The 24,384-nt window shown below is 62.8% G+C and carries 27 protein-coding genes, 1 tRNA gene and 1 pseudogene; 11 read left to right on the forward strand and 18 right to left on the reverse strand.

Features of this window, described 5'->3' with window-relative positions; translation table 11 throughout:
* From IV088_RS04365 to IV088_RS04380, 4 genes are all read left to right on the forward strand, one after another.
* On the forward strand, positions 1-345 hold a 345-nt coding region (locus IV088_RS04365), incomplete at its 5' end, for an SEC-C metal-binding domain-containing protein (protein ID WP_291098224.1).
* Between the two features lie 107 nt (positions 346-452).
* The gene (gene argJ, locus IV088_RS04370; protein WP_291098227.1) at positions 453-1,700 is read left to right on the forward strand and encodes a bifunctional glutamate N-acetyltransferase/amino-acid acetyltransferase ArgJ; all 1,248 of its coding nucleotides are present in this window, start codon (positions 453-455) and stop codon (positions 1,698-1,700) included.
* Positions 1,701-1,733: 33 nt separating this feature from the next.
* Entirely contained in the window at positions 1,734-2,612 is an 879-nt protein-coding gene (locus IV088_RS04375; protein ID WP_291098289.1) for an ATP-binding protein, read from the forward strand.
* Positions 2,596-3,060: an NUDIX domain-containing protein gene (locus IV088_RS04380; RefSeq protein WP_291098229.1), complete on the forward strand. Its 465-nt coding sequence runs from the start codon at positions 2,596-2,598 to the stop codon at positions 3,058-3,060. Before IV088_RS04375 ends, IV088_RS04380 begins: the two co-directional genes overlap by 17 nt.
* Before the next feature lie 4 nt (positions 3,061-3,064).
* Here IV088_RS04380 and IV088_RS04385 read toward each other — a convergent pair whose 3' ends face one another.
* The 8 genes from IV088_RS04385 to IV088_RS04420 form a co-directional block, all read right to left on the reverse strand.
* Positions 3,065-3,262, reverse strand: coding sequence for a DNA gyrase inhibitor YacG (locus tag IV088_RS04385; RefSeq protein WP_291098233.1), 198 nt, complete (start codon positions 3,260-3,262; stop codon positions 3,065-3,067).
* A gap of 8 nt (positions 3,263-3,270) precedes the next feature.
* Entirely contained in the window at positions 3,271-4,026 is a 756-nt protein-coding gene (gene zapD / locus IV088_RS04390; protein ID WP_291098235.1) for a cell division protein ZapD, read from the reverse strand.
* 45 nt (positions 4,027-4,071) lie between these two features.
* A complete protein-coding gene (gene coaE / locus IV088_RS04395; RefSeq protein ID WP_291098238.1) occupies positions 4,072-4,662 on the reverse strand; it encodes a dephospho-CoA kinase in 591 nt (196 codons plus the stop codon).
* 12 nt (positions 4,663-4,674) lie between these two features.
* A complete protein-coding gene (locus IV088_RS04400) occupies positions 4,675-5,529 on the reverse strand; it encodes an A24 family peptidase (RefSeq protein ID WP_291098292.1) in 855 nt (284 codons plus the stop codon).
* A complete protein-coding gene (locus IV088_RS04405) occupies positions 5,529-6,746 on the reverse strand; it encodes a type II secretion system F family protein (RefSeq protein ID WP_291098241.1) in 1,218 nt (405 codons plus the stop codon). Before IV088_RS04405 ends, IV088_RS04400 begins: the two co-directional genes overlap by 1 nt.
* A gap of 30 nt (positions 6,747-6,776) precedes the next feature.
* Positions 6,777-8,510, reverse strand: coding sequence for a type IV-A pilus assembly ATPase PilB (gene pilB / locus IV088_RS04410; protein WP_291098244.1), 1,734 nt, complete (start codon positions 8,508-8,510; stop codon positions 6,777-6,779).
* Positions 8,511-8,660: 150 nt separating this feature from the next.
* Positions 8,661-8,737 (reverse strand) — tRNA-Pro (locus IV088_RS04415).
* A 49-nt stretch (positions 8,738-8,786) separates the two neighbouring features.
* On the reverse strand, positions 8,787-9,716 hold the full coding sequence (locus IV088_RS04420) for a polyprenyl synthetase family protein (RefSeq protein ID WP_291087777.1): 930 nt from the start codon (positions 9,714-9,716) through the stop codon (positions 8,787-8,789).
* Between the two features lie 271 nt (positions 9,717-9,987).
* Here IV088_RS04420 and rplU point away from each other — a divergent pair, with 271 nt between their 5' ends.
* The 4 genes from rplU (at position 9,988) to proB (ending at position 12,984) form a co-directional block, all read left to right on the forward strand.
* On the forward strand, positions 9,988-10,299 hold the full coding sequence (gene rplU / locus IV088_RS04425; protein WP_068174372.1) for a 50S ribosomal protein L21: 312 nt from the start codon (positions 9,988-9,990) through the stop codon (positions 10,297-10,299).
* Positions 10,300-10,312: 13 nt separating this feature from the next.
* Positions 10,313-10,570, forward strand: a complete 258-nt coding sequence (gene rpmA, locus IV088_RS04430; RefSeq protein ID WP_077328647.1) for a 50S ribosomal protein L27 — start codon at positions 10,313-10,315, stop codon at positions 10,568-10,570.
* Positions 10,571-10,701: 131 nt separating this feature from the next.
* Positions 10,702-11,775 carry an Obg family GTPase CgtA gene (gene cgtA / locus IV088_RS04435; protein WP_291098250.1) on the forward strand — a complete coding sequence of 358 codons (1,074 nt, stop codon included), beginning with the start codon at positions 10,702-10,704 and terminating at the stop codon, positions 11,773-11,775.
* Positions 11,776-11,820: 45 nt separating this feature from the next.
* A complete protein-coding gene (gene proB, locus IV088_RS04440) occupies positions 11,821-12,984 on the forward strand; it encodes a glutamate 5-kinase (protein WP_291098254.1) in 1,164 nt (387 codons plus the stop codon).
* A gap of 12 nt (positions 12,985-12,996) precedes the next feature.
* On the opposite strand, the gene IV088_RS04445 is transcribed toward proB, so the two are convergent.
* Positions 12,997-13,644 carry an RNA pyrophosphohydrolase gene (locus tag IV088_RS04445; protein WP_291098257.1) on the reverse strand — a complete coding sequence of 216 codons (648 nt, stop codon included), beginning with the start codon at positions 13,642-13,644 and terminating at the stop codon, positions 12,997-12,999.
* A gap of 184 nt (positions 13,645-13,828) precedes the next feature.
* Between IV088_RS04445 and IV088_RS04450 the strand changes: the two genes are divergently transcribed.
* Positions 13,829-15,574 carry a proline--tRNA ligase gene (locus IV088_RS04450; protein WP_291098259.1) on the forward strand — a complete coding sequence of 582 codons (1,746 nt, stop codon included), beginning with the start codon at positions 13,829-13,831 and terminating at the stop codon, positions 15,572-15,574.
* A 23-nt stretch (positions 15,575-15,597) separates the two neighbouring features.
* Positions 15,598-16,242: a lytic transglycosylase domain-containing protein gene (locus IV088_RS04455; protein WP_291098295.1), complete on the forward strand. Its 645-nt coding sequence runs from the start codon at positions 15,598-15,600 to the stop codon at positions 16,240-16,242.
* A 9-nt stretch (positions 16,243-16,251) separates the two neighbouring features.
* On the opposite strand, the gene IV088_RS04460 is transcribed toward IV088_RS04455, so the two are convergent.
* From IV088_RS04460 to hemA, 5 genes are all read right to left on the reverse strand, one after another.
* Positions 16,252-17,256, reverse strand: coding sequence for an AAA family ATPase (locus IV088_RS04460; protein ID WP_291098262.1), 1,005 nt, complete (start codon positions 17,254-17,256; stop codon positions 16,252-16,254).
* A 192-nt stretch (positions 17,257-17,448) separates the two neighbouring features.
* Positions 17,449-17,772, reverse strand: a complete 324-nt coding sequence (grxD, locus tag IV088_RS04465) for a Grx4 family monothiol glutaredoxin (RefSeq protein WP_236964177.1) — start codon at positions 17,770-17,772, stop codon at positions 17,449-17,451.
* A 51-nt stretch (positions 17,773-17,823) separates the two neighbouring features.
* Positions 17,824-18,663 (reverse strand): peptide chain release factor N(5)-glutamine methyltransferase, encoded by an 840-nt coding sequence (prmC, locus tag IV088_RS04470; RefSeq protein ID WP_291098268.1) that lies wholly within the window; start codon positions 18,661-18,663, stop codon positions 17,824-17,826.
* On the reverse strand, positions 18,660-19,760 hold the full coding sequence (gene prfA, locus IV088_RS04475) for a peptide chain release factor 1 (RefSeq protein WP_291098270.1): 1,101 nt from the start codon (positions 19,758-19,760) through the stop codon (positions 18,660-18,662). The genes prmC and prfA overlap by 4 nt, the downstream gene beginning before the upstream one ends.
* Before the next feature lie 88 nt (positions 19,761-19,848).
* On the reverse strand, positions 19,849-21,123 hold the full coding sequence (gene hemA / locus IV088_RS04480) for a glutamyl-tRNA reductase (RefSeq protein ID WP_291098273.1): 1,275 nt from the start codon (positions 21,121-21,123) through the stop codon (positions 19,849-19,851).
* 50 nt (positions 21,124-21,173) lie between these two features.
* Between hemA and IV088_RS04485 the strand changes: the two genes are divergently transcribed.
* A complete protein-coding gene (locus IV088_RS04485; protein WP_291098276.1) occupies positions 21,174-21,443 on the forward strand; it encodes a hypothetical protein in 270 nt (89 codons plus the stop codon).
* Between the two features lie 20 nt (positions 21,444-21,463).
* Here the strand turns inward: IV088_RS04485 and ugpQ are convergent, their stop codons facing one another.
* From ugpQ to IV088_RS04505, 4 genes and pseudogenes are all read right to left on the reverse strand, one after another.
* Positions 21,464-22,276 (reverse strand): glycerophosphodiester phosphodiesterase, encoded by an 813-nt coding sequence (ugpQ, locus tag IV088_RS04490; protein WP_291098279.1) that lies wholly within the window; start codon positions 22,274-22,276, stop codon positions 21,464-21,466.
* Positions 22,273-23,286 carry a sn-glycerol-3-phosphate import ATP-binding protein UgpC gene (locus IV088_RS04495; protein ID WP_291098282.1) on the reverse strand — a complete coding sequence of 338 codons (1,014 nt, stop codon included), beginning with the start codon at positions 23,284-23,286 and terminating at the stop codon, positions 22,273-22,275. The genes ugpQ and IV088_RS04495 overlap by 4 nt, the downstream gene beginning before the upstream one ends.
* Positions 23,287-23,319: 33 nt before the next feature.
* Entirely contained in the window at positions 23,320-24,171 is an 852-nt protein-coding gene (gene ugpE / locus IV088_RS04500; RefSeq protein WP_291098285.1) for a sn-glycerol-3-phosphate ABC transporter permease UgpE, read from the reverse strand.
* 90 nt (positions 24,172-24,261) lie between these two features.
* Positions 24,262-24,384, reverse strand: a pseudogene (locus tag IV088_RS04505) (glycerol-3-phosphate transporter permease); the annotation flags it as partial.

Genomic DNA, 24,384 nt, shown 5'->3' on the forward strand with positions numbered 1-24,384 from the left:
CACCTGCGCGGCTACGCGCAGAAGCAGCCCAAGCAGGAATACAAGCGCGAAGCCTTCCAGTTGTTCGGGCAGCTGCTGGATAGCGTGAAGAACGACGTCACGCGGGTGTTGGTGAACGTGCGGGTCCAGTCGGCCGAACAGATCTCCGCCGTGGCCGAGCAGATGGAAGCCCGGGCCGAACAGATCGCCAATGTGACCTACACCGCGCCCACCGAAACGGGAGAGGCGGAAAGCATCACCGATCCGAGCACCGTGGTGGCGGACATGCCGCGCGTGGGTCGCAACGATCCCTGTCCCTGTGGCAGCGGAAAAAAATACAAGCACTGCCACGGCGCGTTGACCTGATGGCCTTTCGGGGGACCACGCCGGAGGCCTGGCGAAGCCGTTCCCTTGGCGTTCTGAAACCCCCTCACCGCGCCGGACGCGGTTTTTTCTGACAGGAACCCGTTGCCATGGCTGTGAATTTCGCCGCTCCCCTAGCCGCCAACCTGCTGCCGGTCGCCGGCGTGCGCATTGGTGTGACCGAGGCGGGCATTCGCAAAGTCAATCGAAAAGACCTCACGGTGTTTTTGCTGGACGAAGGCAGTGTGGTGGGTGCCGTGTTCACCCAGAACCGCTACGCCGCTGCTCCGGTGCAGGTGTGCCGCGAGCACCTGACCGCGGGTCAAGACATCCGCGCCATGGTGATCAACACCGGAAACGCCAACGCGGGCACGGGTGAGCCGGGCCTTGGCCATGCACGCCAGACCGCCAACGCGCTCGCGTTGGCCCTGGGGGTGAAGCACGAACAGGTGCTGCCGTTCTCCACCGGAGTCATCATGGAGCCGCTGCCGGTGGACCGCCTGATCGCGGGCTTGCCCGCAGCGTTGGCCGACGCGGCCAGCGGCCAGGGTGCTTCGGGTGCGCAATGGCTGAAGGCGGCCGAGGGCATCATGACCACCGACACCTTGCCCAAGGCCATCAGCCGCCGCGTGAGCCTCGGCGGCAAGACCGTTTCCATGAGCGGCATCGCCAAGGGCGCAGGCATGATCCGGCCCAACATGGCGACGATGCTGGGCTACGTGGCGACCGACGCGGCCGTTTCTCCCTCGATCATGAACACGCTGGCCAAGCGCCTGGCCGATGTGTCCTTCAACCGCGTGACCGTGGACGGGGACACGTCCACCAACGATTCATTTGTCGTTGTTGCCACGGGCAAAGCGGGCAACGCCCCAGTGACGGACCTGGACAGCGCGGATGGCCAGGCGCTGCTGCTGGCGCTGACGGAAGTGGCTCAGTTCCTTGCCCACGCCATCGTGCGCGATGGCGAAGGCGCGACCAAATTCATCACGGTGCGCGTCGAAGGTGGGCAGAACAGCGAAGAATGCCTCAAGGCCGCCTATGCCGTGGCCCACTCCCCCTTGGTGAAAACGGCGTTTTTTGCCAGCGATCCGAACCTTGGCCGCATCCTGGCGGCAGTGGGTTATGCGGGCATTGCCGATCTGGACGCGACGAAGATCGAGTTGCACTTGGGTGATGTGCACGTGGTCCGACAAGGGGGGCGCCACCCCGACTATCGCGAAGAAGACGGCCAGCGCGTGATGAAGGCGGCGGAGATTCTGGTGCGCATCGGGCTCGGACGAGGCGACGTCACCGAGACGGTCTGGACCTGCGACTTCAGCCACGACTACGTGACCATCAACGCCGACTACCGGTCCTGAGCCCAGGCTGGCGGTCCTTTGAAGACGCTGCAGATGAACGAACATGTCGAACGGCTCATTCAGCGGGCCGAACACCTGATTGACCGCATCGAGTCGGTGCTGCCCCAGCCGTTGGGTGCGCCCGACTGGTCCGCATCGATCGCCTTTCGCTATCGCAAACGCAGCAGCGGGCATGGCGCTCTGGAGCCGGTCCGGCACGTGGCTGAGATCAACCTGGCCGACCTCCAGGAGATTGATGGACAGAAAGACAAGATCCAGCGCAACACACTGCAGTTCGTGCGTCGTCTGCCGGCCAACAACGTCTTGCTCACTGGTGCCCGGGGTACCGGAAAGTCGTCGCTGGTCAAAGCCTGCTTGCACGCGTACGCGTCTCAAGGGTTGCGCCTGATCGAGGTCGACAAGGGCGATCTGGTGGATTTGCCCGACATTGTCGATGTGGTGGCCGATCGGCCCGAGCGCTTCATCGTGTTCTGCGATGACCTCAGTTTTGAGGATGGCGAGGCGGGTTACAAGGCGCTGAAATCCGTTCTGGACGGTTCGGTGTCCGCCGCTGGTGACAACGTGCTGATCTATGCGACCAGCAACCGACGTCATCTGCTGCCCGAGTACATGAAGGAAAACCTCAGCTACACACACACGCCCGATGGTGAAGTGCACCCGGGCGAGGTGGTGGAAGAAAAAATCTCGCTGTCTGAACGGTTTGGCCTGTGGGTCAGCTTCTATCCGTTCAGCCAGGACGAGTACCTCGCCATCGTGCGGCAATGGCTGTCGTCTTTCGGCGTCCGTGTCGCCGACATCGAGGCTGCACGTCCTCAGGCCCTCGTGTGGGCACTGGAGCGTGGTTCGCGCAGCGGTCGTGTGGCCTACCAGTTTGCGCGTGATTACGCGGGCTCCCATGGCACGTGCGCCTGACTGTGAAACCCTCGTGGTGGACGGCGGCGGCCCTGCGTCGGAGGGTGAGCGGCGCCCCGTGACCGAGGTGGCCGTGGGTGTGCTGATCGCCCCTGACGGTCGGTTTCTGCTCACTTCGCGCCCGGAGGGCAAAGCCTACGCGGGCTACTGGGAGTTTCCAGGTGGCAAGCTGGAAGCTGGCGAAACCATTGAGCAGGCGCTGCGGCGCGAGTTGCAAGAGGAAATCGGCGTCACGATCGGACCGGTCCATCTCTGGAGGAACTCGCTGGTGGACTACCCGCATGCGCTGGTGCGACTGCATTTTTGCAAGGTGTTCAGCTGGGAGGGCGCGTTGCAGATGCGAGAAGGTCAGCGGTATGGCTGGGAGCACCTGCCTGTGAACTGCGAACCGGTGTTGCCCGGCACGGTGCCTGTGTTGGCGTGGCTCCGCGATGAAATAAAGGGCTGACGAATCAGCTCTTCTCGAAATCAGGATCGCTGTTGATCTCGTGCTCTGGCAGCGAAAATCGTTCACTGGCCCATGCGCCCAGATCCAGGTTTTTGCAGCGCTCCCCACAAAATGGGCGGTAGGGGTTGGATGGCGCGTAAACGCTTGGACCGCCGCAGGCGGGGCAGCGTACACGTTTCAGGGGAACGTCCGGCGAACTCATCCTCGGGCTCAAATGCAGAGCGTCAGCTCGAAGGCTGCGTCATCCAGCGCCGGGTGCAGCCGCTCGTCATCTCCCTGGCGCAGCAGTCGGACCGACAGCATCAGCCGATTGCCACTGATTTCAGGGATCAATCCCAGAAGAGGGTCAATGGCCAGGCGCAGCAGCTGGTAGGTCCGGCCTTGCGGGAGGTTCTGCTGGAACTGTCCGGCGGGCGCAATCACCTTGTGGGGAGAGCCTGAGTCCCGCATCATCTTCATCAACAGTGAGATGGCCTCAGCCAAGGGCACCAATGTCTGGGACCATCGCTGCAGATCGGCTTGGCGGTGCTGCACGGGGCGATGCTGCCAGTGGAAATAGGCGGGCAGATCGAACTCGCAAGTGCCGCCGGGGATGCCGATGCGGCTGCGTATGGCCATCAACCAGTCGTTCTCGGTGAGCGACTGGCCCGTTTTGCCTGCCAAGCCGCTGAGTTGAGCGAAGCAGGCATCCAGTTGACCGATGACCTCATCCAGCACACGCTCTGAAATGGCAGGGTTGCCTCGGTAGCTGTTGAGTTGAAGCCGATGCCGGTCGATGTCTTTCAGAACGTCGGACTTCATGTCCGCGCGCGCAGCCACATCCATGACTTCAAAGATGGTCTGGATGGCGAAGTGATGGTCGAGTGGGCTCGCTCGGGACATCAGTTCGGCGAGCCGTGCAAACAATTGCTCCAGCCGAAGATAGGTCCGAACGCGTTCGTTGAAGGGGTATTCGTACAGGATCACGGCGGCGGCGGTTCGCGGAGGAAAGCGTCGTTCATTGGAGGGGCATCATAGCCCCAACCGTGTGGCCATTCGTTGCACCTCATGACGAAGGAGCTGCAAGTCCATGTCATCGTTCCACAGTACCCCGTCGGCGACCGCCAGTCGGTGTTTACGGGCACTCTGTTGACGAATGATGGCTTCAACGGTGGCTCTGTTCCAGCCGTTGCGCGCCTGTACCCGTCGGATTTGCGTGTCTTCAGTGCAGTCGACGATCAGGATGCGGTCCAGTTGATGGCGCCAATGTGGCGACTCCACCAGCAGCGGTATGTCGAACACCATGCACGGTGATTGGGCTGAATCTGATTGCCGACGGATTTCTTGCTGGACCAGCGGATGAACGATCGCCTCCAGCGCGTGCCGAGCTTCGGGATGTGCAAAAACGTGCTCGCGCATGCGGTTGCGGTCCATGGCGCCCTCGGGTGTCACGAAGTGGGGGCCAAATTGGCGGACGATGGCTGGCATGGCCAAGCCGTTGGCCTGTGTGCATTGCCGGGAGATGGCATCCGCGTCGATCAGCGCGGCACCCAGGCTCTGCAACTCACGGGCAACGGTGCTTTTCCCGCTGCCAATACCCCCGGTGAGTCCCAAGCGCAGCACTGGACCGCCCCGTTAAAGACCGATCACGGCCAGGATGGATTGCGGACCGAACAACAGGGACGTCAGCCCCGCCAATGCCAGAAAGGGACCGAAGGGCAGGTACCCGCCTTCTCTGAGCTGCGCAAACACCTTCATCCCGATGCCGATGAACGCACCAATCAGCGATGCCATGAGAATGATGGGAATCAACGCCTGCCAGCCAAACCAAGCACCCAGCGCCGCAAACAATTTGAAGTCGCCATAGCCCATGCCTTCCTTCCCTGTGGCGAGCTTGAAAGCCCAGTACACCAGCCACAGTGACAGGTATCCCGCCACAGCACCCCACAAAGCATCGGGGAGGGGTGTCTCTGTGATGCGCGTTGCAGCGGCGCACAGGCCGGCCCACAGCAACGGCAGTGTGATGTCATCGGGCAGCAGCGTCGTGTCCCAGTCGATCCAAGCCAGGGTCAGGATCGCGGCTGCAAAGGCGCACCATGCCAGCGCGGTTCCGTCCAGCCCCCAGGTCCAGCCACACCAAGCGAACAAAGCGCCATTGAGGAGCTCAATCAAGGGGTAACGTGGGCTGATCGGCGCACGGCAATGAGAGCATTTGCCGCCCAACACCAAGTAGCTGGCCACAGGGATGTTCTCAAACCAGCGAATCTGGTGACTGCAATGGGGGCAGCGCGACCTTGGCACCATCAAGTTGAATGCCGGCGCCTCCTCAGCCTCTTGTCGCGTCGCGGTTCCCTGAAGCTCGGCGCATTCGGCTGCCCACCGCATCTCCATCATCTTGGGCAGACGATGGATGACCACGTTCAGGAAGCTCCCGATCAACAGACCCAGCACGCCGAGAATCGACGCGTCGAGCAGGCTCGCCGCGCTGATCAAACCACTTGGCCCAGCTTGAAGATGGGCAGGTACATCGACACCACGATCCCGCCGATGATGGTGCCCAGAACCACGATGATGATGGGTTCCATCAGGCTGGAGAGACCGGCCACCATGTCATCGACCTCGGCTTCATAAAAATCGGCTGCCTTGCCGAGCATGTGATCGATCGAGCCCGACTCTTCACCAATCGCGCACATCTGCAGCACCATGGAGGGAAACAGATTGACGTTGCTCATGGCATTGGTGAGGCTGGTGCCGGTAGAGACCTCTTGCTGAATTCTTTCGGTGGCCTTCGCATACACCGAATTGCCCGACGCACCGCCGACAGAATCCAGGGCCTCAACCAATGGGACACCAGCGGCAAACATGGTGGAAAGGGTGCGTGTCCACCTAGCGATCACCGACTTTTCCACGAGCGAACCAAAAATCGGCATTCTCAGCATCAATCGGTCCATGAACATTTGGACTTTTTCATTTCGCCTCCAGGCTTGCATGAAGAAGTAGATGCCGCCACCCAAGCCACCAAAAATGAGCCACCAGTATTCGGTGAAAAACTCGCTCATTGCGATCACAAACAGCGTGGGTGCCGGCAGATCGGCGCCAAACGAGGTGAACACCTGTTTGAAAGACGGGATCACGAAAATCATGATCACCGCAACGACCACAAAAGCCACGATGATCACAGCCACTGGGTACATGAGCGCCGACTTGATCTTTGACTTGATCGCTTCGGTTTTTTCCATGTAGACAGCGAGCCTGTCCAGCAATTCTTCAAGGATACCGGCGGCTTCCCCTGCTTCCACCAGGTTGCAATAGAGGCTGTCGAAGTACAGCGGATTTTTCCTGAATGCAGCGCTCAGCGAGGTGCCTGTTTCCACATCGGACCGAATGTCGTTGAGCAGCTTGGACACGCTGGGATTGGGGTTGCCGCGCCCCACGATATCGAACGCCTGCAAAAGCGGGACACCCGCCTTCATCATGGTGGCGAGCTGTCGCGTGAAAATGGCGATGTCCTTGGGCTTGATGCGCTTGCCCGAACTCATGCGCCGCTTTTTGACCTTGGTCGCGACAATGCCCTGCCTGCGCAGTGCGGCTGAAACCTGGTTTTCGCCCACGGCACGCGTCTCGCCTCGGACCGGTTTGCCGTTGCGGTCCTTGCCTTCCCATACGAAAACGAAGTCTTTGGTGGTTTTGCTTGCTGCGGTTGCCATGTGATCCTCGGGTTCTGGGCCGGATGAGGCTTACTCGTTCGTGACGCTGAGCACTTCTTCCAGCGAAGTCATGCCTTGCCTGACCTTGAGAAGGCCCGACTCACGCAAGGTCCGGACACCTTCCCGCGTGGCCTGTTGCGCGATGTCAAGTGCGCTGCCGCCTTTAAGAATGATTCTTTGAATCTCTTCTGTAATCGGCATCACCTGGTAGATGCCGACGCGACCCTTGTAACCATTGTTGCAAGCCGAACAGCCCACAGGCTTGAATGGGGTCCAACTGCCATCCATGTCTTCCGCCTTGAACCCCGCGTCCAGCAGGGCTTTTCGAGGCACATCCAGCGTCGTTTTGCAGTTCGGACACAGGCGACGTGCCAATCGCTGTGCGGTGATAAGGATCACGCTGGAGGCAATGTTGAACGTGGGAATGCCCATGTTCATCATTCGTGTCAACGTGGTGGGGGCGTCATTGGTGTGCAGCGTCGACAGCACCATGTGACCGGTCTGCGCGGCTTTGATGGAAATGTCAGCGGTTTCCAAGTCACGAATTTCACCGACCATGATCACATCAGGATCTTGGCGCAAGAAAGCCTTGAGGGCAGCTGCAAACGTCAGGCCTGCCTTTTCATTGACGTTGACCTGGTTGACCCCGGGCAGGTTGATTTCCGATGGATCTTCCGCTGTCGAGATGTTGATGCCTGGTTTGTTCAGCAGGTTCAGACAGGTGTAGAGCGAAACGGTTTTGCCGGAACCTGTGGGGCCTGTCACCAGAACCATGCCGTAGGGTCTTGAGATAGCGCTCAGCAACCGTTCTTTCTCTTCCGGCTCATAACCCAGGGCGTCAATACCCACTTTGGCACTGCTCGGGTCCAGGATACGGATCACGATCTTCTCGCCAAACAGCGTGGGCAGCGTGCTGACACGAAAATCGATCACACGTTCAGGCCCCACCTTGAGCTTCATGCGTCCATCCTGCGGCACTCGCTTCTCGGAGATGTCCATGCGGGAGATCACCTTGATGCGGGAGGCCAGCTTGTCCTTGATCGCGATCGGCGGAGATGCGATCTCCCTCAGCTCGCCGTCCACTCGAAAGCGCACGCGATAGGTGTGTTCGTAGGGCTCAAAATGAAGATCGGAAGCGCGCATGTTGAACGCATCCAGCAGCATTTTGTGGAGAAATTTGACGACGGGTGCGTCATCAACCTCCGACACCGCATTCTTTTCAGTGACGTCTTGCGCATCAATGGGGATGTCATCGAATTCAAAATCACCGCCAACGATGTTGTCCATCGCTTCATTGGCGGTCGTCGACTGGCTCTCCACCAGTTTGCTGAGTTTGTCGTATTCCGCAATGACCCAGTCCACGCCCAACTGAGTGGCGAACTTGATTTTTTCGGCCGCCTGCTGGTCAGCGGGGTCCGCTGTTGCGACCATCAAACGGTTGTTGCGCTTGCTCAGAACAACAATGCGGTAGTCGCTGCAGATCTTTGCATCCAGCAGGCCTTTGGGAAGGCGCTGGACATCAATCGCATCAAGATCCAGCAGCGGTGCGGCGAACGCAGTCGACATCGTGTGAGCGAGGTCCGATGCAGACACCGCTCCGGAGCCGGTCAGTTCTGCAATGAAGCTGGTGCGCCCACTTTGTGCCTTTTTGTAGAGGTCCTCGGCCGCTTTTTGTCCCAGCTTCCCCGCAGAAACAAGCGCACGACCGAGCCCTGGCAGGGCCATGGCGGGTGTATCTTGAGGGACTGTATCGACAGATGCCATAACCGCGTAATCTATCGTAAATCAACGACTTGGAAGACACAATTCACGCAATCTGTGTCCAAATTGCGCATTCTGGCGAGGCCAGCGTTGTATCGAAGTGTCGAAAAGACCTTGGCGCGGAACACGGACCAGTCGCGTGTGATGATCATCTGGTCGGGGTGAGAGGATTCGAACCTCCGGCCTCTACGTCCCGAACGTAGCGCTCTACCTGGCTAAGCTACACCCCGATGGACCCGTTGGGCCACATAAAAAGCGGCTTCTGAAGCGCCTTGAAATTCAGGAGCGGCGTTCCAGCAAACCCGCCGCCAATTGTAGCAAAGCGGCACTGTAGGCATTCTTGGGAAGCTGCGCCGCAGCGTCTATCGCCCGCTGCGCTTCGGCATCTGCACTGGCTCTTGCTTCTCTCAATGCCCCCGTGTCGAGGATGATCGAGCGGATGTCATCGAGATGGGCCACATCCCCCTGCTCGATGGCTTGGCGTATCAGGTGCTTCTGAGCTTCAGATCCGGTTCTCAGCGCGCAAATGATCGGCAAAGTCACCTTGCCCTCCCTCAGGTCATCGCCAAGGTTTTTCCCCAGCTCCTCAGCACTGCCCTCGTAGTCAAGTACGTCGTCAATCACTTGAAACGCAGTGCCTAATGCCTGTCCATAGCTGGCGCACAACGTCTCGACGGGTTCGTCCGCGCGGGCAAGAATGGCGGCGAGTCTGGCGCTGGCCTCGAAGAGCTTGGCGGTCTTGGATCGAATCACCTTCAGATAGGCCGCCTCGTCTATGGAGGCGTCGTGCATGTTCATGAGCTGCAGCACTTCTCCTTCTGCGATCACGTTCGTGGCATCGGAGAGCACCTGCATGACACGCATGTCATTCACGTCCACCATCATCTGAAACGCGCGCGAATACAGGAAGTCACCTACCAGAACGCTGGCGGCATTGCCAAATCGCTCGTTGGCTGTTTCGCGTCCACGTCGCAGCGTGGACTCGTCCACGACATCGTCATGCAGCAAAGTGGCCGTGTGAATGAACTCCACAACCGCAGCCAATGCGTGTCGGTGGGGGCTCTGGCTGCCAATGGCGCCACTGAGCATCAACAGGAGAGCCGGGCGTAAACGTTTGCCTCCCGCCGAGATGATGTACTGAGCGACTTCCCTGACCAGCGGTACCTCGGTTGTCAGCCGCTCATGGATCACTTCGTCGACCCGATGCATGTCGGGCTGGATCAGTTCAAGCGGGTTGCCAGTTGTGGGGGTGGAGATCGTCAAAATGCGAGCCGAAGGAAGAAGGTGGCGGGGTATGCCACTGCAAGATGGATTATAGGAACGAGGTTGTGCCCCCCGGGAACTGCAAGAGAGTCATTGCGCGTGCTTGTCGCGCGGAGCGGTGCTACTTGTTAGCTTGGCCGCACCATGCTAAACTCGCGGGCTCAGCGGAATTTGGTTCGCTGGATTTCCATTCGTGGATTTTTTACAAGAGGTTCATATGTACGCGGTCATAAAAACCGGTGGCAAACAGTATCGTGTTGCTGCTGGCGAAAAAATTAAAGTAGAACAGATTGCTGCGGATGTGGGCCAAGAGATCGTGTTTGACCAAGTTCTGGCTGTCGGCAACGGCACCGAGATCAAGGTCGGCACTCCCTTGGTTTCCGGCGCAACGGTCACGGTCACGGTGTTGGCCCATGGCAGGCATGACAAGGTCAGCATCTTCAAGATGCGCCGTCGCAAGCACTACCAGAAGCGCCAGGGGCACCGTCAAAATTTCACCGAACTGCAGATTTCGTCGATCGCAGCCTGAGGAGTAAGTCAACATGGCACAGAAAAAAGGCGGCGGCTCAACGCGAAACGGGCGCGATTCCAAGCCCAAGATGCTCGGTGTGAAGGCGTTTGGTGGTGAGCTGGTCAGTGCCGGTTCCATCATCGTGCGTCAGCGCGGTACCAAGTTTCACCCTGGTCTGAATGTGGGCGTGGGCAAAGACCACACCCTGTTCGCCACGGCCGATGGACACGTCAACTTCGCCATCAAAGGCGAGTTGAACCGTCACGTGGTGAGCATCACGCCGGTCTGAGGTCGGTTTGTGTCGTCACACCGCCTTCTGATGAATGAATCAGGGCGGTCCAAGCGGCACAGGTGATGTCTTGAAGTCAAAAGGCCCGCCGATGCGGGCCTTTTGTGTTGGTTTTTACAGGTACACATGTCATGAAATTTGTTGACGAGGCCACGATCGAAGTTGCTGCGGGCGATGGCGGTAACGGCTGCGCCTCGTTCAGGCATGAAAAGTACAAGGAGTTTGGCGGTCCAGACGGTGGCGATGGCGGTCGTGGCGGACATGTGTTCGCAGTGGCCGATGCCAGCCTGAACACCTTGGTCGACTTTCGCTACACGCGGCGTTTCGAGGCTGAGCGCGGCGAACACGGCAAAGGCTCTGACATGTTCGGCGTCAAGGGCAATGACATCGTGCTCAAGATGCCGGTGGGCACCATCATTGCGGATGCCGAGACCGATGAAGTGCTGTTCGAATTGTTGCAGCCCGGGGAGCAGATCGTCATTGCCAAGGGCGGTGATGGTGGATTCGGCAACATGCACTACAAGAGTTCGACCAACCGGGCACCAAGGCAAAAGACCCCTGGCTGGTCGGGCGAAAAGCGCTCACTCAAACTCGAACTCAAGGTACTGGCCGATGTGGGTCTGCTGGGCATGCCCAACGCTGGCAAGTCCACGCTGATTGCCGCGATTTCCAATGCACGGCCGAAAATTGCCGACTACCCGTTCACCACCCTTTACCCGAATCTGGGTGTGGTGCGCGTTGCGCCAGAAAAGAGCTTCGTGGTGGCCGACGTGCCGGGGCTCATCGAGGGCGCTTCTGATGGCGCGGGTTTGGGGCATCAGTTCTTGCGCCACCTTCAACGCACCCGGCTGTTGCTGCACATGCTGGACGTGGCGCCGTTTGACGAGGGTGTTGATCCGGTGGCTCAGGCCAAGGCCATCGTGGCCGAGCTCAAGAAATTCGATGCCAAGCTCGCAGAGAAACCGCGTTGGCTGGTGCTCAACAAGCTGGACATGATCCCCTCCGACAGACGTGAAGCGCTGGTGAAAGACGTGGTCAAACGACTCAAGTACAAAGGACCGGTCTTCGAGATTTCGGCCTTGACCCGCGGGGGCTGCGAACGGCTGGTGCAGGCGGTGTACGAGTACCTCGCGCGCGAGTTCCAGTCGCATCAGACCCCTGTCGATGTGGATCCCCGCTTCGTGGACGATCCCCGCGGCATCTGATCCACCATCCTTTTCATCTGATTCCTCTGAAAAGCCAAGCACCCCATGGTCGAAGTTGTTGCGAGTGTGAACGAACAGGTTGAACCGTCCAGCGTGCTGAAGACCGCGCGCCGTATCGTGGTCAAGGTGGGTTCCAGCCTGGTGACCAACGAGGGGCGGGGCTTGGATGAGCAGGCCATTGGGCAGTGGAGTGAGGAGCTGGCCGTGCTGGTCAAGCAGGGGCGCGAGCTGATCATGGTCAGCAGTGGCGCCGTGGCCGAGGGTATGAAGCGGCTGGGATGGACCTCGCGACCGAAAGAAATCAATGAGCTGCAAGCCGCCGCGGCCGTGGGCCAGATGGGCTTGGTGCAGATGTATGAAACCAAGCTGCGCGAATGTGGTGTCGGCAGCGCGCAGGTGCTGCTGACCCATGCCGACCTCGCCGACCGCGAGCGCTATCTCAATGCCCGTTCGACCCTGTTGACGTTGCTGCAACTGGGGGTGGTGCCCGTCATCAATGAGAACGACACCGTCGTCAATGATGAAATCAAGTTTGGTGACAACGATACCCTGGGCGCGTTGGTGGCCAATCTGGTGGAGGCCGACGCGCTGGTGATCCTGACCGATCAGAAGGGGCTGTACACGGCCGATCCGCGTCGTGATCCTGCTGCCACCTTTGTGCATGTGGCCCGTGCGGGCGACCCTCAACTGGAAACCATGGCCGGCGGTGCTGGCTCCGGGATCGGCAAGGGCGGCATGATCACCAAGATCCTGGCGGCAAAGCGTGCTGCTGGGTCGGGCGCTTCGACCGTCATCGCGTGGGGTCGCGAGCCGCGCGTGTTGCAGCGCCTGTGCGAAGGCGAGGCCATTGGCACCTGTCTCGTGGCGCAGACCGGCAAAAACCAGGCCCGCAAGCAGTGGATGGCCGACCACCTCCAGATGCGGGGAGCGGTGGTGGTGGACGACGGCGCGGTGGACAAGATCACCGGCGAAGGCAAGAGCCTGTTGCCGATCGGCATGACCGAAGTCAGCGGCGATTTTTCGCGCGGCGACGTGATCGCTGTGCGAGATGTGCGGGGCGCTGAAATCGCCCGTGGGCTGGCCAACTACGCCAGTTCCGAGGCGCGTCTGATCTGTCGCAAGTCTTCGGCTGACTTCGAGCGCCTGCTCGGTTATGCGGCAGAACCCGAGATGATCCACCGCGACAACTTGGTGCTGTCGCGGGCCTGAGAGGCTTCCACTTCAGGACGGTTTGGACCCGCTGCTTCGCAGGTCGAACTGTGGATCTGGATCGAACATGCCCCCAGGCGGCAATTCCATGCCTGGCGGACTCTGGGCCATGAGGGGCATCAGGTCGTGGGCATCGTCCTGAGAGCGAGGGCGGCCTGCGCCGCGCAAATAGCGGTTCCGGTACTCGTTCTTGGGCAAATAACGGGCAAGTTCGGTCAGCGCCATTTCGTACACGCCACGCTTGAATTCCACAACCACGTCCAGTGGCACCCAGTAGTCGTGCCAGCGCCAGGCGTCGAATTCGGGATGGCTGGTGGCTCGCAGGTTCAGGTTCCAATCCTGTGCGACCAAGCGCAACAGATACCAGATCTGTTTTTGCCCCTTGTAATGACCGCGTGCATCGCGGCGGATGAAGCGGTCCGGCACTTCATAGCGCAACCAGTCCCGTGTGCGGGCAACGATGTTCACGTGTTCGGGCATGAGGCCCACTTCTTCGTGCAGTTCGCGGTACATGGCCTGCTCAGGGGTTTCGCCCCGATCGATGCCACCTTGCGGAAACTGCCAGGAGTGGGATCGGATCCTCTTCCCCCAAAACACCTGGTTTCTCTGGTTGAGCAGAATGATGCCGACATTGGGCCTGAAGCCTTCTCTGTCAAGCATAATCAACCCCAAATTTTTGAACTGTCTGGATTATGCATCGCCCCTTGCGGCTTGCGAAGCGATGCTCACCCGTTGTGCGGCAATGACGGGTTTATCCCGATGTCTGATGGCATCGAAGACATCATCCAGGCCTCGTGCCCTCCATTTTTCAGACCCACGCAGCCGCCTGTGGCGGCCCTCGCACATGAAAGCCTCGCAGTTTTTTATTTCCACCCTCAAAGAAGCGCCGGCCGATGCCGAAGTGGTCAGCCACCAGCTCATGACGCGTGCCGGTTTGATCAAAAAGCTGGGCGCCGGCATTTACAACTACATGCCGATGGGATTGCGGGTGATCCAGAAGGTGGAAAAGATCGTCCGCGAGGAAATGAACCGGGCCGGTGCGGTGGAGCTGGCCATGCCGGTGGTCCAGCCGGCAGAGTACTGGCAGGAAACGGGTCGCTTCGACAACATGGGCCCGGAGTTGCTTCGCATCAAGGACCGCCATGGGCGCGACTTCATCGTGCAACCCACCAGCGAAGAAGTGGTCACCGACATCGCACGCCAGGAGCTGCGCAGCCACAAGCAGCTGCCGAAGAATTTCTACCAGATCCAGACCAAGTTCCGCGACGAGCGCCGTCCGCGGTTTGGTCTGATGCGCGGGCGCGAGTTCATCATGAAGGACGCCTACAGCTTTGACCGTGACGAAGCCGCAGCGAAGGCCAGCTACCAGGTGATGGCCGCCGCGTACCGCCGCATTTTCGACCGCTTTGGCCTGCGTTACCGCGCGGTGGCGGCCGACAGCGGCGCCATCGGTGGCGATCTGAGTGAAGAGTTCCAGGTGATCGCGGCCACCGGTGAAGACGCCATCGTCTACTGCCCGGCCAGCGACTACGCGGCCAACATGGAAAAGGCCGAGGCGCTGGCGCCCGCAGGCCCGCGTCCGGCGGCATCGAACCCCATGGTAAAGACACCGACGCCGAGCAAGGCCACTTGCGCCGACGTGGCAGAGTTCCTCGGTGTGCCGCTGGCCACCACGGTGAAGTCGCTGGTCTTGGCCACCGACGAGCTGAATGACGCAGGCGAGATCGTGAAGAGCCAGGTGTGGTTGCTGCTGCTGCGTGGCGACCACGGCATGAACGAAGTCAAGGTCAACAAGTTGCCGGGCCTGAGCTCGGGCTTCCGCTTCGCCACCTTGCAGGAGATCGACGCTCACTTTGGCTGCAAGCCAGGGTACCTCGGCCCTGTCGGTCTGAAGCTGCCCGTGAAGGTGGTTGTGGACCGCGAAGCGGCGGCACTGGCCGACTGGATCTGCGGCGCCAACGAGCCGGACTTCCACATGACGGGCGTGAACTGGGGCCGTGATCTGCCCGAGCCCGAGCTGGTGGCCGACATCCGCAACGTGGTCGAGGGCGACGCCTCTCCCGATGGCCAGGGCGTGCTCGCCATCGAACGCGGTATCGAGGTGGGCCATGTGTTCTACCTGGGCACCAAGTACAGCAAGGCCATGAACGCCACCTTTCTGGCCGACGATGGCAAACCGCGGCACTTCGAGATGGGTTGTTACGGCATTGGCATCACGCGCCTGCCGGCGGCAGCCATCGAACAGAACCACGACGAGCGCGGCATCATCTGGCCCGACGCCATCGCACCCTTCACCGTGGTGGTGTGCCCGGTGGGCGCTGATCGCAGCGAAGCGGTCAAGGCCGCCGCAGACACCTTGTACCAGGGCTTGCTGGCGGCGGGTGTCGATGTGATCCTGGACGACCGTGGCGAGCGCCCGGGCGCCATGTTCGCTGACTGGGAGCTGATCGGCGTGCCGCACCGGGTGACCATCGGCGACCGTGGTCTCAAGGATGGCATGGTCGAGTACCAACACCGGCGCGACGAGGCTGCGACGAAAGTGCCGGTGGCCGAGGCGATGTCCTTCATGCGGGACCGTCTGGGCGTGTGAGATTGCAGCCCTTTGAAGTGGTGATGGATGCGGAGGCGTCCGGAGGGATCAGCCGCCGCCTCTGGCTGCTGCGGGGCGCAGCCCTCGGTGCGGCCGGCTGGCTGACCGCTGGCCCGGCCCAGGCAGGCCGCCAGGCAGAAGAGCCGCTGGCCGATTCGGTTCGCTCGGCGCTCAGTTCGGCCATCGCCAACAGCGCGCCGCCGGTGCCCGAGTTCAGCGACATCAATCAGCGCCTGGCCTACCTGCGCTGGCTGGGCACCATGAGTGAGCGCCTGAAGAAAAAGAAGCCGGACTTCCAGACCCGCATCGAGTTCCTGCAGACCGTCTGGTACGAGACCCGACGGGCTGGCCTGGACACCACCATGGTGATGGGGTTGATCCAGGTCGAGAGTGCGTTCCGCAAGTTCGCCATTTCACGCGTGGGCGCGCGCGGCTACATGCAGATCATGCCGTTCTGGTCGCGCGTGATCGGTGACGGAGACGCGTCCCGGCTGTTTCACATGCAGACCAACATCCGTTTCGGCTGCGTGATCCTGCGCCACTACCTGGACCGCGAGCGTGGCGACACCTACCTGGCGCTGGGCCGCTACAACGGCAGCCGGGGCAAACCGCAGTACCCCAACGCCGTGTACGCCGCGGCGAAGAACTGGGTTCACCACGACGCTTGAGCCCTCAGCTCATTGCAGGAAGCCGATCCGCGTCTTGCTGTTGCCCGCCTTGGGCAGGTCGTCGGCCTCCACGCAGTAGCGGTTGTCCAGCCGCGCATTGCCAAAAGCGGTGACCAGGGCGCGGCGCATCTCGCGCGGGGCGAGGATGGCAAGCTGATCCAGCACGTCGCTGGAGGGTTCCGGGTCGAAGCGCTGCCCCCAGTCGTGTTCGCCGAGGATGCTGCGGTACAGGTGCGCCGCGATCTTGCGTGCTGCGTCGGGCGACGGCGGTGCGATCTCGAACACGTTCATGCGGTTGCGAATCGGTGCCGGAATGGCGCGCTCGTCGTTTGCGGTGGTGATCCAGATCACCTGGCTGGCGTCGATCGGCACCTCGGCAAATTCGTCCACGAAGCTCTGCGCCGTGTCGTGCTCCAGCAGGCTGTAGAGCGCGCCCAGGGGGTCGTACTGCGCGTCGGCGCTGGCCTTGTCGATTTCGTCCACCACGATCACCGGGTTGGCGTACTGCCCGTCGATCAGCGCCTCGAACACCTTGCCGGGTTTGGCGCCTTTCCATTGCGAGGACGAACCCGAGAGCAGCCAGCCGGCCGTCATGGAGCTCATGGGCACCAGGCTCATGCTGGTGCCGAGCAGGTCGGCGATCTGCTTGGCAAAGTGGGTCTTGCCCACGCCGGGAGGACCGAGCAGCAGGATGGGGGTGACCTCCAGGCCGTCGTGGCTGTCCTGGCTCAGGGCAACGTGGCGCTTCACGTCGTCCAGCACCTCACCAAAATTGGGCAGCAGGTCGTAGAGCGGCGCCATGTCGGGCACACCCGATGGCTTCACGGCGAAGCGTTGCGAACCGCGTTCCAGCATGCGCTGCCAGGTGTTGCGCAGGCCTTCGTATTCGCGTTCGTTGCCGCTGGCCTGCAGGTGGGCGAGCTTGCGCTCGACCTCGCTGGCACTGAACACGCTGCGCATCTGGGCGATGGGCAGTCCGAGGGAGGGTGAAGCGACCAGGCTGCGTGAGCTCATGCGGTTCTCCTTGAAGGGTTCGGCGACACCTTCATTCAAGCACAAGACGTGCCTGGCCTCAATGCGAAATGAACCCTTGAAAGACCACGCATTCCTTCGGATCGGCCTTGGCCGTGCAAAATGCCGCAGCGGACGTGCTCTCCCCAAACAACAAAGCCGCCCGAAGGCGGCTGTTGCACGGGGCAGGCGGTTTCAGGCCTCGCCGTTGATGACTTTTTGCAGTTCACCCGACTCGTACATCTCCATCATGATGTCGGAGCCGCCAATGAACTCGCCTTTGACGTAGAGCTGCGGGATGGTGGGCCAGCTGCTGTAGGTCTTGATGCCCTGGCGGATGCCTTCGTCTTCCAGCACGTTGACGGTCTTCACCGTCTTGGGATCGACGCCACAGGCTTTGATGATCTGGATCGCGCGGCCGGAGAAGCCGCACATCGGAAAGCTGGCGTTGCCCTTCATGAAGAGCACGATGTCGTTGGATTTGACCAGTTGGTCGATTTGGGTCTGGGCGTCGCTCATGGCAAAAACTCCTGATCTGGGCGGGCCGGTCGTGGCCCGCAGTGGCCCTGATTATCGCTGCTGCGGCCAGATGCCGCCGCTGCAGCGTTCGATGTCCGCCAGATCGGTGCGGCTGCCGACCTGCTCGAACCCGCGCTGCAGCAGCAGGGCGCGCACAGCGGCGGCCTGATCGTGTCCGTGCTCCAGCAGCAGCCAGCCACCGGGGTGCAGAGCGCCCGGCGCTTGCGCCACGATGGTGCGGATGTCGTCGAGGCCGTCGGGCCCAGCCGTGAGCGCGCCGATGGGTTCGTGGGTGAGGGCGACCAGGTGGTGGTCAGCCTCGGCGATGTAGGGCGGGTTGCTGGCGATCACGTCGAAGCGCTGGCCGGGCACGGCCTGCAGCCAGGAGCCGTTGAAAAAATCCACCGCAAGACCCAGGCGTTCCGCGTTGGCGCGGGCCACGGCCAGGGCGCCCGTGCTGGCGTCGGTGGCGGTCACCCCCACATCGGGTCGCTGCGATTTCACGGCCAGGGCGATGGCACCGCTGCCGGTGCCCAGGTCCAGACACCGTGCGGCGGTGGGGGGCAGAGTGTCCAGTGTCCACTGCACCAGGGTTTCGGTGTCGGGTCGGGGCACCAGCACACGGGCGTCCACCCGAAGGGGCAGGCCAAAGAAGGCTTTCTCGCCCGCCAGGTAAGCGACCGGTTCACCGGCCAGACGGCGGCGCACCAGTTCTGCGCATCGGGTGGCCGCGCCGTCCGGCATGGGGTCGGTGTCGTGCGCCATCAGCCAGGCGCGGTGATTGATGTCGCGCCCCAGCGCCAGCAGCAGCAGCATCTGGGCGTCGAGCCGGTCCAGGCCCTGTTGTTGCGCCTGGGACAGCGCTTCGCGGATCAACGGCCCATCGCTCACAGGCTGTTCCTCTGTTCAAGTTCGGCCAGCAGCTCTGTGCCGCGCGCTACCTGCAGCGCATGGATCACGTCGCCCAGATCGCCTTCCATCACCATCAGCAGCTTGTAGAGCGTGAGGTTGATGCGGTGGTCGGTCAGGCGGCCTTGCGGGAAGTTGTAGGTGCGGATGCGGTCGCTGCGGTCGCCGCTGCCGATCAGGCCCTTGCGGGTGGCGGCTTCCTTGGCGGCGCGTTCGCTGCGGTCTTTTTCCTGCAGGCGCGCGGTCAGCACCTGCAGCGCCTTGGCCTTGTTGCTGTGCTGGCTGCGGCCGTCCTGGCATTCGGCGGTGATGCCGGTGGGCAGGTGGGTCACGCGCACGGCGGAGTCGGTCTTGTTGATGTGCTGACCGCCGGCGCCGCTGGCGCGGTAGGTGTCGATGCGCAGTTCGGCGGGGTTGAGCTTGACCGCCTCGGCCTCATCCGGCTCGGGCATCACGGCCACGGTGGCGGCGCTGGTGTGGATGCGGCCTTGCGTTTCGGTCACGGGCACGCGCTGCACGCGGTGGCCGCCCGATTCAAAGCGCATCTGGCCGTAGACGGCCGCACCCGGGCCGCGCCCGGCCATGCGCAGCACCACCTCTTTGTAGCCGCCGAGTTCGCTGGGCGACTCGCTCACGACCTCGGTGGTCCAGCCCTGGCTGTCGGCGTAGCGGGTGTACATGCGGGCCAGGTCGCCCGCGAACAGCGCGGACTCGTCGCCGCCCGTGCCGGCACGGATCTCCACGAAGGCAGGGCGTTGATCGTCCGGGTCTTTGGGCAGCAGCAGCTGTTGCAGTTCGGCGTCGATCCGCTCCAGGTCGGCCCTCGCGGCGCCGATTTCCTCTTCCGCCATCTCGGCCATGTCGGGGTCGGTCAGCATCTCGTGCGCGGCAGCGAGGTCGGCCTCGCGCTGTTCGTGGCGGTTGAACGCCTCGACGATCACCGAAGCGTCGGCGTGCTCGCGGCTCAGCGCGCGAAAGCGCTCCATGTCGCTCACCACGTCGGGCGCGGAGAGCAGGGCGTCCAGCTCGTGCAGGCGGGCGCGCTGGCGCAGGAGGGTGTCGCGGACAAAGGGTTTCATGCGGGGGGCAAAAAAAGGCGACGGCAGCGGGAAGGATGCACGGGGCCGACGGACCGTGCCGGGGCGCCTGGCGCCCGGGGCCGCGTCGCTAGGACTTTTCGCGCAGGAACAGGCGCGAGACGGTGTGCGCGGTGGCGGCGCGGGTCTGGGCGTCGCCGGCGTGCAGCTCGGCCAGGGTGCCGTGCAGCATCTTCTGTGTCAGGCCCCTGGACAGGGCTTCGAGCACGGCTTCGACCGGCTCACCCTTGGCCAGCAGCTTTCTGGCCCGGGCCAGCTCGGCCGCGCGCCAGCTGTCGGCTTGGGCGTTGATCTGCTGGATCAGCGGCACCACGCCGCCCTTGTCCGGGTCGCGCTGGTCCAGCCAGTGCATGAAGCTGAGCACGCCCGCGTCGATGATGGCCTCGGCCTGGGCCACGGCGGCCTGGCGGTTGTCCTTGCCGGTCTGGACCACGCTGGCCAGATCGTCCACGGTGTACAGGTACACGTCGCTCAGGCCCTTGACCTCGATCTCGATGTCGCGCGGCACGGCCAGGTCGACCATGAACATGGGCCGGTGCCTGCGCTTCTTGAGTGCGCGCTCGACGGCACCGAGCCCGATGATGGGCAGGGTGCTGGCGGTGCAGCTGATCACCGCGTCGTATTCGTGCAGGCGATCCGGGATGTCGGCCAGGCGCAACACGTCGGCGCCGAAGCGGCCGGCCAGCTTCTCGCCACGCTCCAGTGTGCGGTTGGCGATGGCCATGGCTTTGGGGGTCTTGGCCGCGAAGTGGGTGGCGGCGAGTTCGATCATCTCGCCAGCGCCGACGAACAGGACCTTGATGTCCTTCAGGTCTTCGAACAGCTGGCTCGCCAGCCGCACGGCAGCGGCGGTCATGCTGATCGAGTGGGCGCCGATTTCGGTGGACGTGCGCACCTGCTTGGCCACCGAGAAGGAGCGCTGGAACAGCTGGTGCAGCGTGGTGCCCAGGGCGCCGGCCTCGTCGGCGGCACGCACGGCGTCTTTCATCTGACCGAGGATCTGCGCCTCGCCCAGCACCATGCTGTCCAGCCCACTGGCGACGCGGAACGCGTGGCGCGCCGCTTCGCCTTCGCGCAAGACATAGGCGTGTTCCTTGAGCACATGGGTGCTCACACCGCCGGTCTGGGCCAACCAGGCCAGGGTGGGCTCCACGGCCGACTGGTCGCCCGCGCCATACAGCTCGGTGCGGTTGCAGGTGGAGAGCAGTGTGGCCTCGGGCTGGCGCACCAGGCTCTGGCGATAACCGTTCAAGGTGGGCTGTATCTGGTCGAGCGCGAACGCAAAACGGCCCCGCAGATCGAGCGGAGCCGTGTGGTGATTGATGCCGAGCGTCCAGACAGACATGGCCCGATTATAAAATTGCGCTTCCCTCTGAACGCCCCGGATCACAAAGAATGACTTTTTTCGACTTGTTGGGGCATCTGGCCGGCTTTCTGGCGCCGGCCCTGGGGCTTGCCGCGGTGTTGTGGACCGTGCCCCGCCTGTGGAAACGGGGCCGCTCGGCCCGCTGGTCATCTCGAACCGAGGCGCTGATGCTGATCGGTTCGGGTGTGGTGGTGTTGCTGGCGGGCCTGATCGTTTTCGGGCGCGACGGCAAGATGTTCACCTACACCGCCCTGGTGCTGGCGCAGGCCTCGGTGGCCTGGTGGAACCGCAGCCGCTGACCCGCGTGCAACGGGGGTGATCAATCCGGCGGGAAGAGGTCAACCCGGTCGGTGATGATCCCGTCGAGTCCCAGGTCCAGCAGGCGCTGGGCCGCTTCCGGCTCGTTGACCGTGTAGGCCAGGCAGCGCATGCCGGCCTGGCGCACCTGCGCCACCGTGGTGGCGTCCCACAGCACCTGATCGCAGACCACGGCCTCGCAGCCGAGACGGATCGCCATGTCCAGCCAGCCGCTCCACAGCGATTCGAGCAGCAGGCCCCGGCGCACACCGGGTGCCACCGCCTGTGCCCCCGCAAGGGCCTCGGGCTGGAACGAGGTCAGCAGCGGTGCCGGGAGCCCGTCGGGCAGGGGCGCGCTGCCGTTCGGCGGCAGGTCCCAGAGCCGCAGAACCGCCTGGGCCACCGCGCGCCCGGTGGCCAGCTCGGTGCCGGTGGTCGGCTTGATCTCGATGTTGAGCGCATGGTGGTTGGCTTGGCAGAACCGCGCCACCGCCTCCAGTGTGGGCAGCGGTTCGCCGGCATGGCCGCGCGAATGCCAGCTGCCCGCGTCCAGCTGGCTCAGTGCCACCCAGGGCTGTTCGCCGGCAATGCCGTGGCCGTTGCTGGTGCGTTCCAGCGTGTCGTCGTGCAGCAGGAAGACCACGCCGTCGGCACTGAGCTTGGCGTCGCATTCGTACATGCGGTAGCCGTGGGCCGCGCCGTGGCGGAAGGCGGCGAGCGTGTTTTCCGGGGCCAGCTTGCCGGCGCCGCGGTGGGCGATCCAGCGCGGGTAGGGCCAGGGCGACCTTGCTGCCGGGTGGCTCCCGTGGGGGGGCGGAGTGTGGGGCGTCGTCATGCCCCGGATTGTCGCTGGCCGGTCTGCGCGTCGAACCAGTGCATGCGGTCTTCGCGCGGCCGGGCGTGGATGGTGCTGCCGATGGCCGGCGCGCCCTGGTCTTCGTGGGTGCGGATGATGAGCATTTCGTCACCCAGGCGCGCGTGCACCAGGCGTTCGGCACCCAGCAGTTCCACCGTTTCCACCTGGAGTGCCCAACCGCTGTCGCCGATGTCGATGTGTTCGGGACGGATGCCGAGCAGGTTGCCGGGGCGCCCGCCCGGCGCATGCTGGAGCAGGTTCATGGGCGGGGACCCGATGAAACTGGCCACGAAGGTGGTGGCCGGGCGCGTGTAGACCTCTTCGGGGGTGCCGAACTGCTCCATCTTGCCGGCGTTCATCACGATCATGCGCTGCGCCAGCGTCATGGCTTCCACCTGGTCGTGTGTGACGAACAGCGAGGTGATGCCGAGTTCGCGGTGCAGCTTCTGGATCTCCAGCCGGGTCTGGGCGCGCAGCTTGGCGTCGAGGTTGGATAGCGGTTCGTCGAACAGGAAGACTTGTGGCTGGCGCACGATGGCGCGGCCCATGGCCACACGCTGGCGCTGACCACCCGAGAGCTCGCGCGGCTTGCGCGTCAGCAGATGGCCCAGTTCCAGGATGCCGGCGGCCTTGTCCACGCGCTGCTTGATTTCGGCGATGGGCACCTTCTTGATCTTCAGGCCATAGGCCATGTTGTCGAAGACCGTCATGTGCGGGTAGAGCGCATAGTTCTGGAACACCATGGCGATGTCGCGCTCGGCCGGCTCCAGTGTGTTGACCACGCGCTCGCCGATGCAGATGTCGCCGCTGCTGATCTCTTCCAGTCCGGCCACCATGCGCAGCAACGTGGATTTGCCGCAGCCCGACGGGCCGACGATGACGATGAACTCGCGGTCGGCGATCTCGGCGTTCACGCCGTGGATGACTTGCAGCTCGGTCTTGCCGGTGCGGTAGCGCTTGACCACGTTGCGCAGGGAAATGGAGGCCATGGAAATCTCTGTTCTTGTTCGTTGAAGCGGGGCTTATTTCTCGGTATCCACCAGACCCTTGACGAACCAGCGCTGCATGAGCATCACGACCAGCGCCGGCGGGATCATGGCCAGCACGGCGGTGGCCATCACGATGTTCCAGTCGGTGGCGGCGTCGCCGCCGCTGATCATGCGTTTGATGCCGATCACCACCGGGTACATGCTCTCTTCGGTCGTCACCAGCAGCGGCCAGAGGTACTGGTTCCAGCCGTAGATGAACTGGATCACGAACAACGCGGCGATCGAGGTGGTGGACAGCGGCAGCAGCACGTCCTTGAAGAAGCGCATCGGGCCCGCGCCGTCCATGCGCGCGGCCTCCACCAGCTCGTCGGGCACAGTGAGGAAAAACTGGCGGAACAGGAAGGTGGCGGTGGCCGAGGCGATCAGCGGCACGGTGAGGCCGGCGTAGGTGTTGAGCATGCCGAGGCTGGCCACCACCGCGTAGGTTGGCCCGATGCGCACCTCCACCGGCAGCATCAACGTCACGAAGATGGCCCAGAAGAAGAGCATCCGGAACGGGAAGCGGAAGTAGACGATGGCAAAGGCCGAGAGCAGCGAGATGGCGATCTTGCCGACCGCGATCACCAGCGCGGTGATCAGGCTGACCATCATCATCCGGCCCACGGGTGCGTTCGACGCCGCGCCCATGCCGGTGCCCTGCAGCGCGGCGGTGTAGTTTTCGATCAGCTGGTTGCCTGGCAGCAGCGACATCGGCGCGTGCACGATGGCTTCGGCCGTCTGGGTGGAGGCCACGAAGGTCAGGTAGAGCGGGAAGCCGACCACCAGCACGCCGAGGATCAGCACGGCGTGGGACAACACGGTCAGGCCAGGGCGGCGTTCGATCATGTCAGGCCTCCCGTCGGGCCGCCCCAAGGCAGGCCTGCGCCCCCTCGGGGGCAGCGAATACACGGCAGTGATGAGCGTGGGGGTGGTTCATCAGTACTGCACCTTCTTCTCGACGAAGCGGAACTGCACCACCGTGAGCGCGATGACGATCACCATCAGCACCACCGACTGGGCTGCCGAACCCCCGAGGTCCAGCGCCTTGAAGCCGTCGTA

Source organism: Hydrogenophaga sp., from assembly GCF_018780075.1.
Taxonomy (GTDB): Bacteria; Pseudomonadota; Gammaproteobacteria; order Burkholderiales; family Burkholderiaceae_C; genus Hydrogenophaga.

Coding starts and splice junctions, on each gene's coding strand:
- argJ (WP_291098227.1), top strand. CDS start 453: ATGGCTGTGAATTTCGCCGCTCCCCTAGCCGCCAACCTGCTGCCGGTC.
- IV088_RS04375 (WP_291098289.1), top strand. CDS start 1,734: ATGAACGAACATGTCGAACGGCTCATTCAGCGGGCCGAACACCTGATT.
- IV088_RS04380 (WP_291098229.1), top strand. CDS start 2,596: ATGGCACGTGCGCCTGACTGTGAAACCCTCGTGGTGGACGGCGGCGGC.
- IV088_RS04385 (WP_291098233.1), bottom strand. CDS start 3,262: ATGAGTTCGCCGGACGTTCCCCTGAAACGTGTACGCTGCCCCGCCTGC.
- IV088_RS04405 (WP_291098241.1), bottom strand. CDS start 6,746: ATGGCAACCGCAGCAAGCAAAACCACCAAAGACTTCGTTTTCGTATGG.
- pilB (WP_291098244.1), bottom strand. CDS start 8,510: ATGGCATCTGTCGATACAGTCCCTCAAGATACACCCGCCATGGCCCTG.
- IV088_RS04420 (WP_291087777.1), bottom strand. CDS start 9,716: ATGCATCGGGTCGACGAAGTGATCCATGAGCGGCTGACAACCGAGGTA.
- rplU (WP_068174372.1), top strand. CDS start 9,988: ATGTACGCGGTCATAAAAACCGGTGGCAAACAGTATCGTGTTGCTGCT.
- rpmA (WP_077328647.1), top strand. CDS start 10,313: ATGGCACAGAAAAAAGGCGGCGGCTCAACGCGAAACGGGCGCGATTCC.
- cgtA (WP_291098250.1), top strand. CDS start 10,702: ATGAAATTTGTTGACGAGGCCACGATCGAAGTTGCTGCGGGCGATGGC.
- proB (WP_291098254.1), top strand. CDS start 11,821: ATGGTCGAAGTTGTTGCGAGTGTGAACGAACAGGTTGAACCGTCCAGC.
- IV088_RS04445 (WP_291098257.1), bottom strand. CDS start 13,644: ATGCTTGACAGAGAAGGCTTCAGGCCCAATGTCGGCATCATTCTGCTC.
- IV088_RS04450 (WP_291098259.1), top strand. CDS start 13,829: ATGAAAGCCTCGCAGTTTTTTATTTCCACCCTCAAAGAAGCGCCGGCC.
- IV088_RS04455 (WP_291098295.1), top strand. CDS start 15,598: ATGGATGCGGAGGCGTCCGGAGGGATCAGCCGCCGCCTCTGGCTGCTG.
- IV088_RS04460 (WP_291098262.1), bottom strand. CDS start 17,256: ATGAGCTCACGCAGCCTGGTCGCTTCACCCTCCCTCGGACTGCCCATC.
- grxD (WP_236964177.1), bottom strand. CDS start 17,772: ATGAGCGACGCCCAGACCCAAATCGACCAACTGGTCAAATCCAACGAC.
- prfA (WP_291098270.1), bottom strand. CDS start 19,760: ATGAAACCCTTTGTCCGCGACACCCTCCTGCGCCAGCGCGCCCGCCTG.
- hemA (WP_291098273.1), bottom strand. CDS start 21,123: ATGTCTGTCTGGACGCTCGGCATCAATCACCACACGGCTCCGCTCGAT.
- IV088_RS04485 (WP_291098276.1), top strand. CDS start 21,174: ATGACTTTTTTCGACTTGTTGGGGCATCTGGCCGGCTTTCTGGCGCCG.
- ugpQ (WP_291098279.1), bottom strand. CDS start 22,276: ATGACGACGCCCCACACTCCGCCCCCCCACGGGAGCCACCCGGCAGCA.
- IV088_RS04495 (WP_291098282.1), bottom strand. CDS start 23,286: ATGGCCTCCATTTCCCTGCGCAACGTGGTCAAGCGCTACCGCACCGGC.
- ugpE (WP_291098285.1), bottom strand. CDS start 24,171: ATGATCGAACGCCGCCCTGGCCTGACCGTGTTGTCCCACGCCGTGCTG.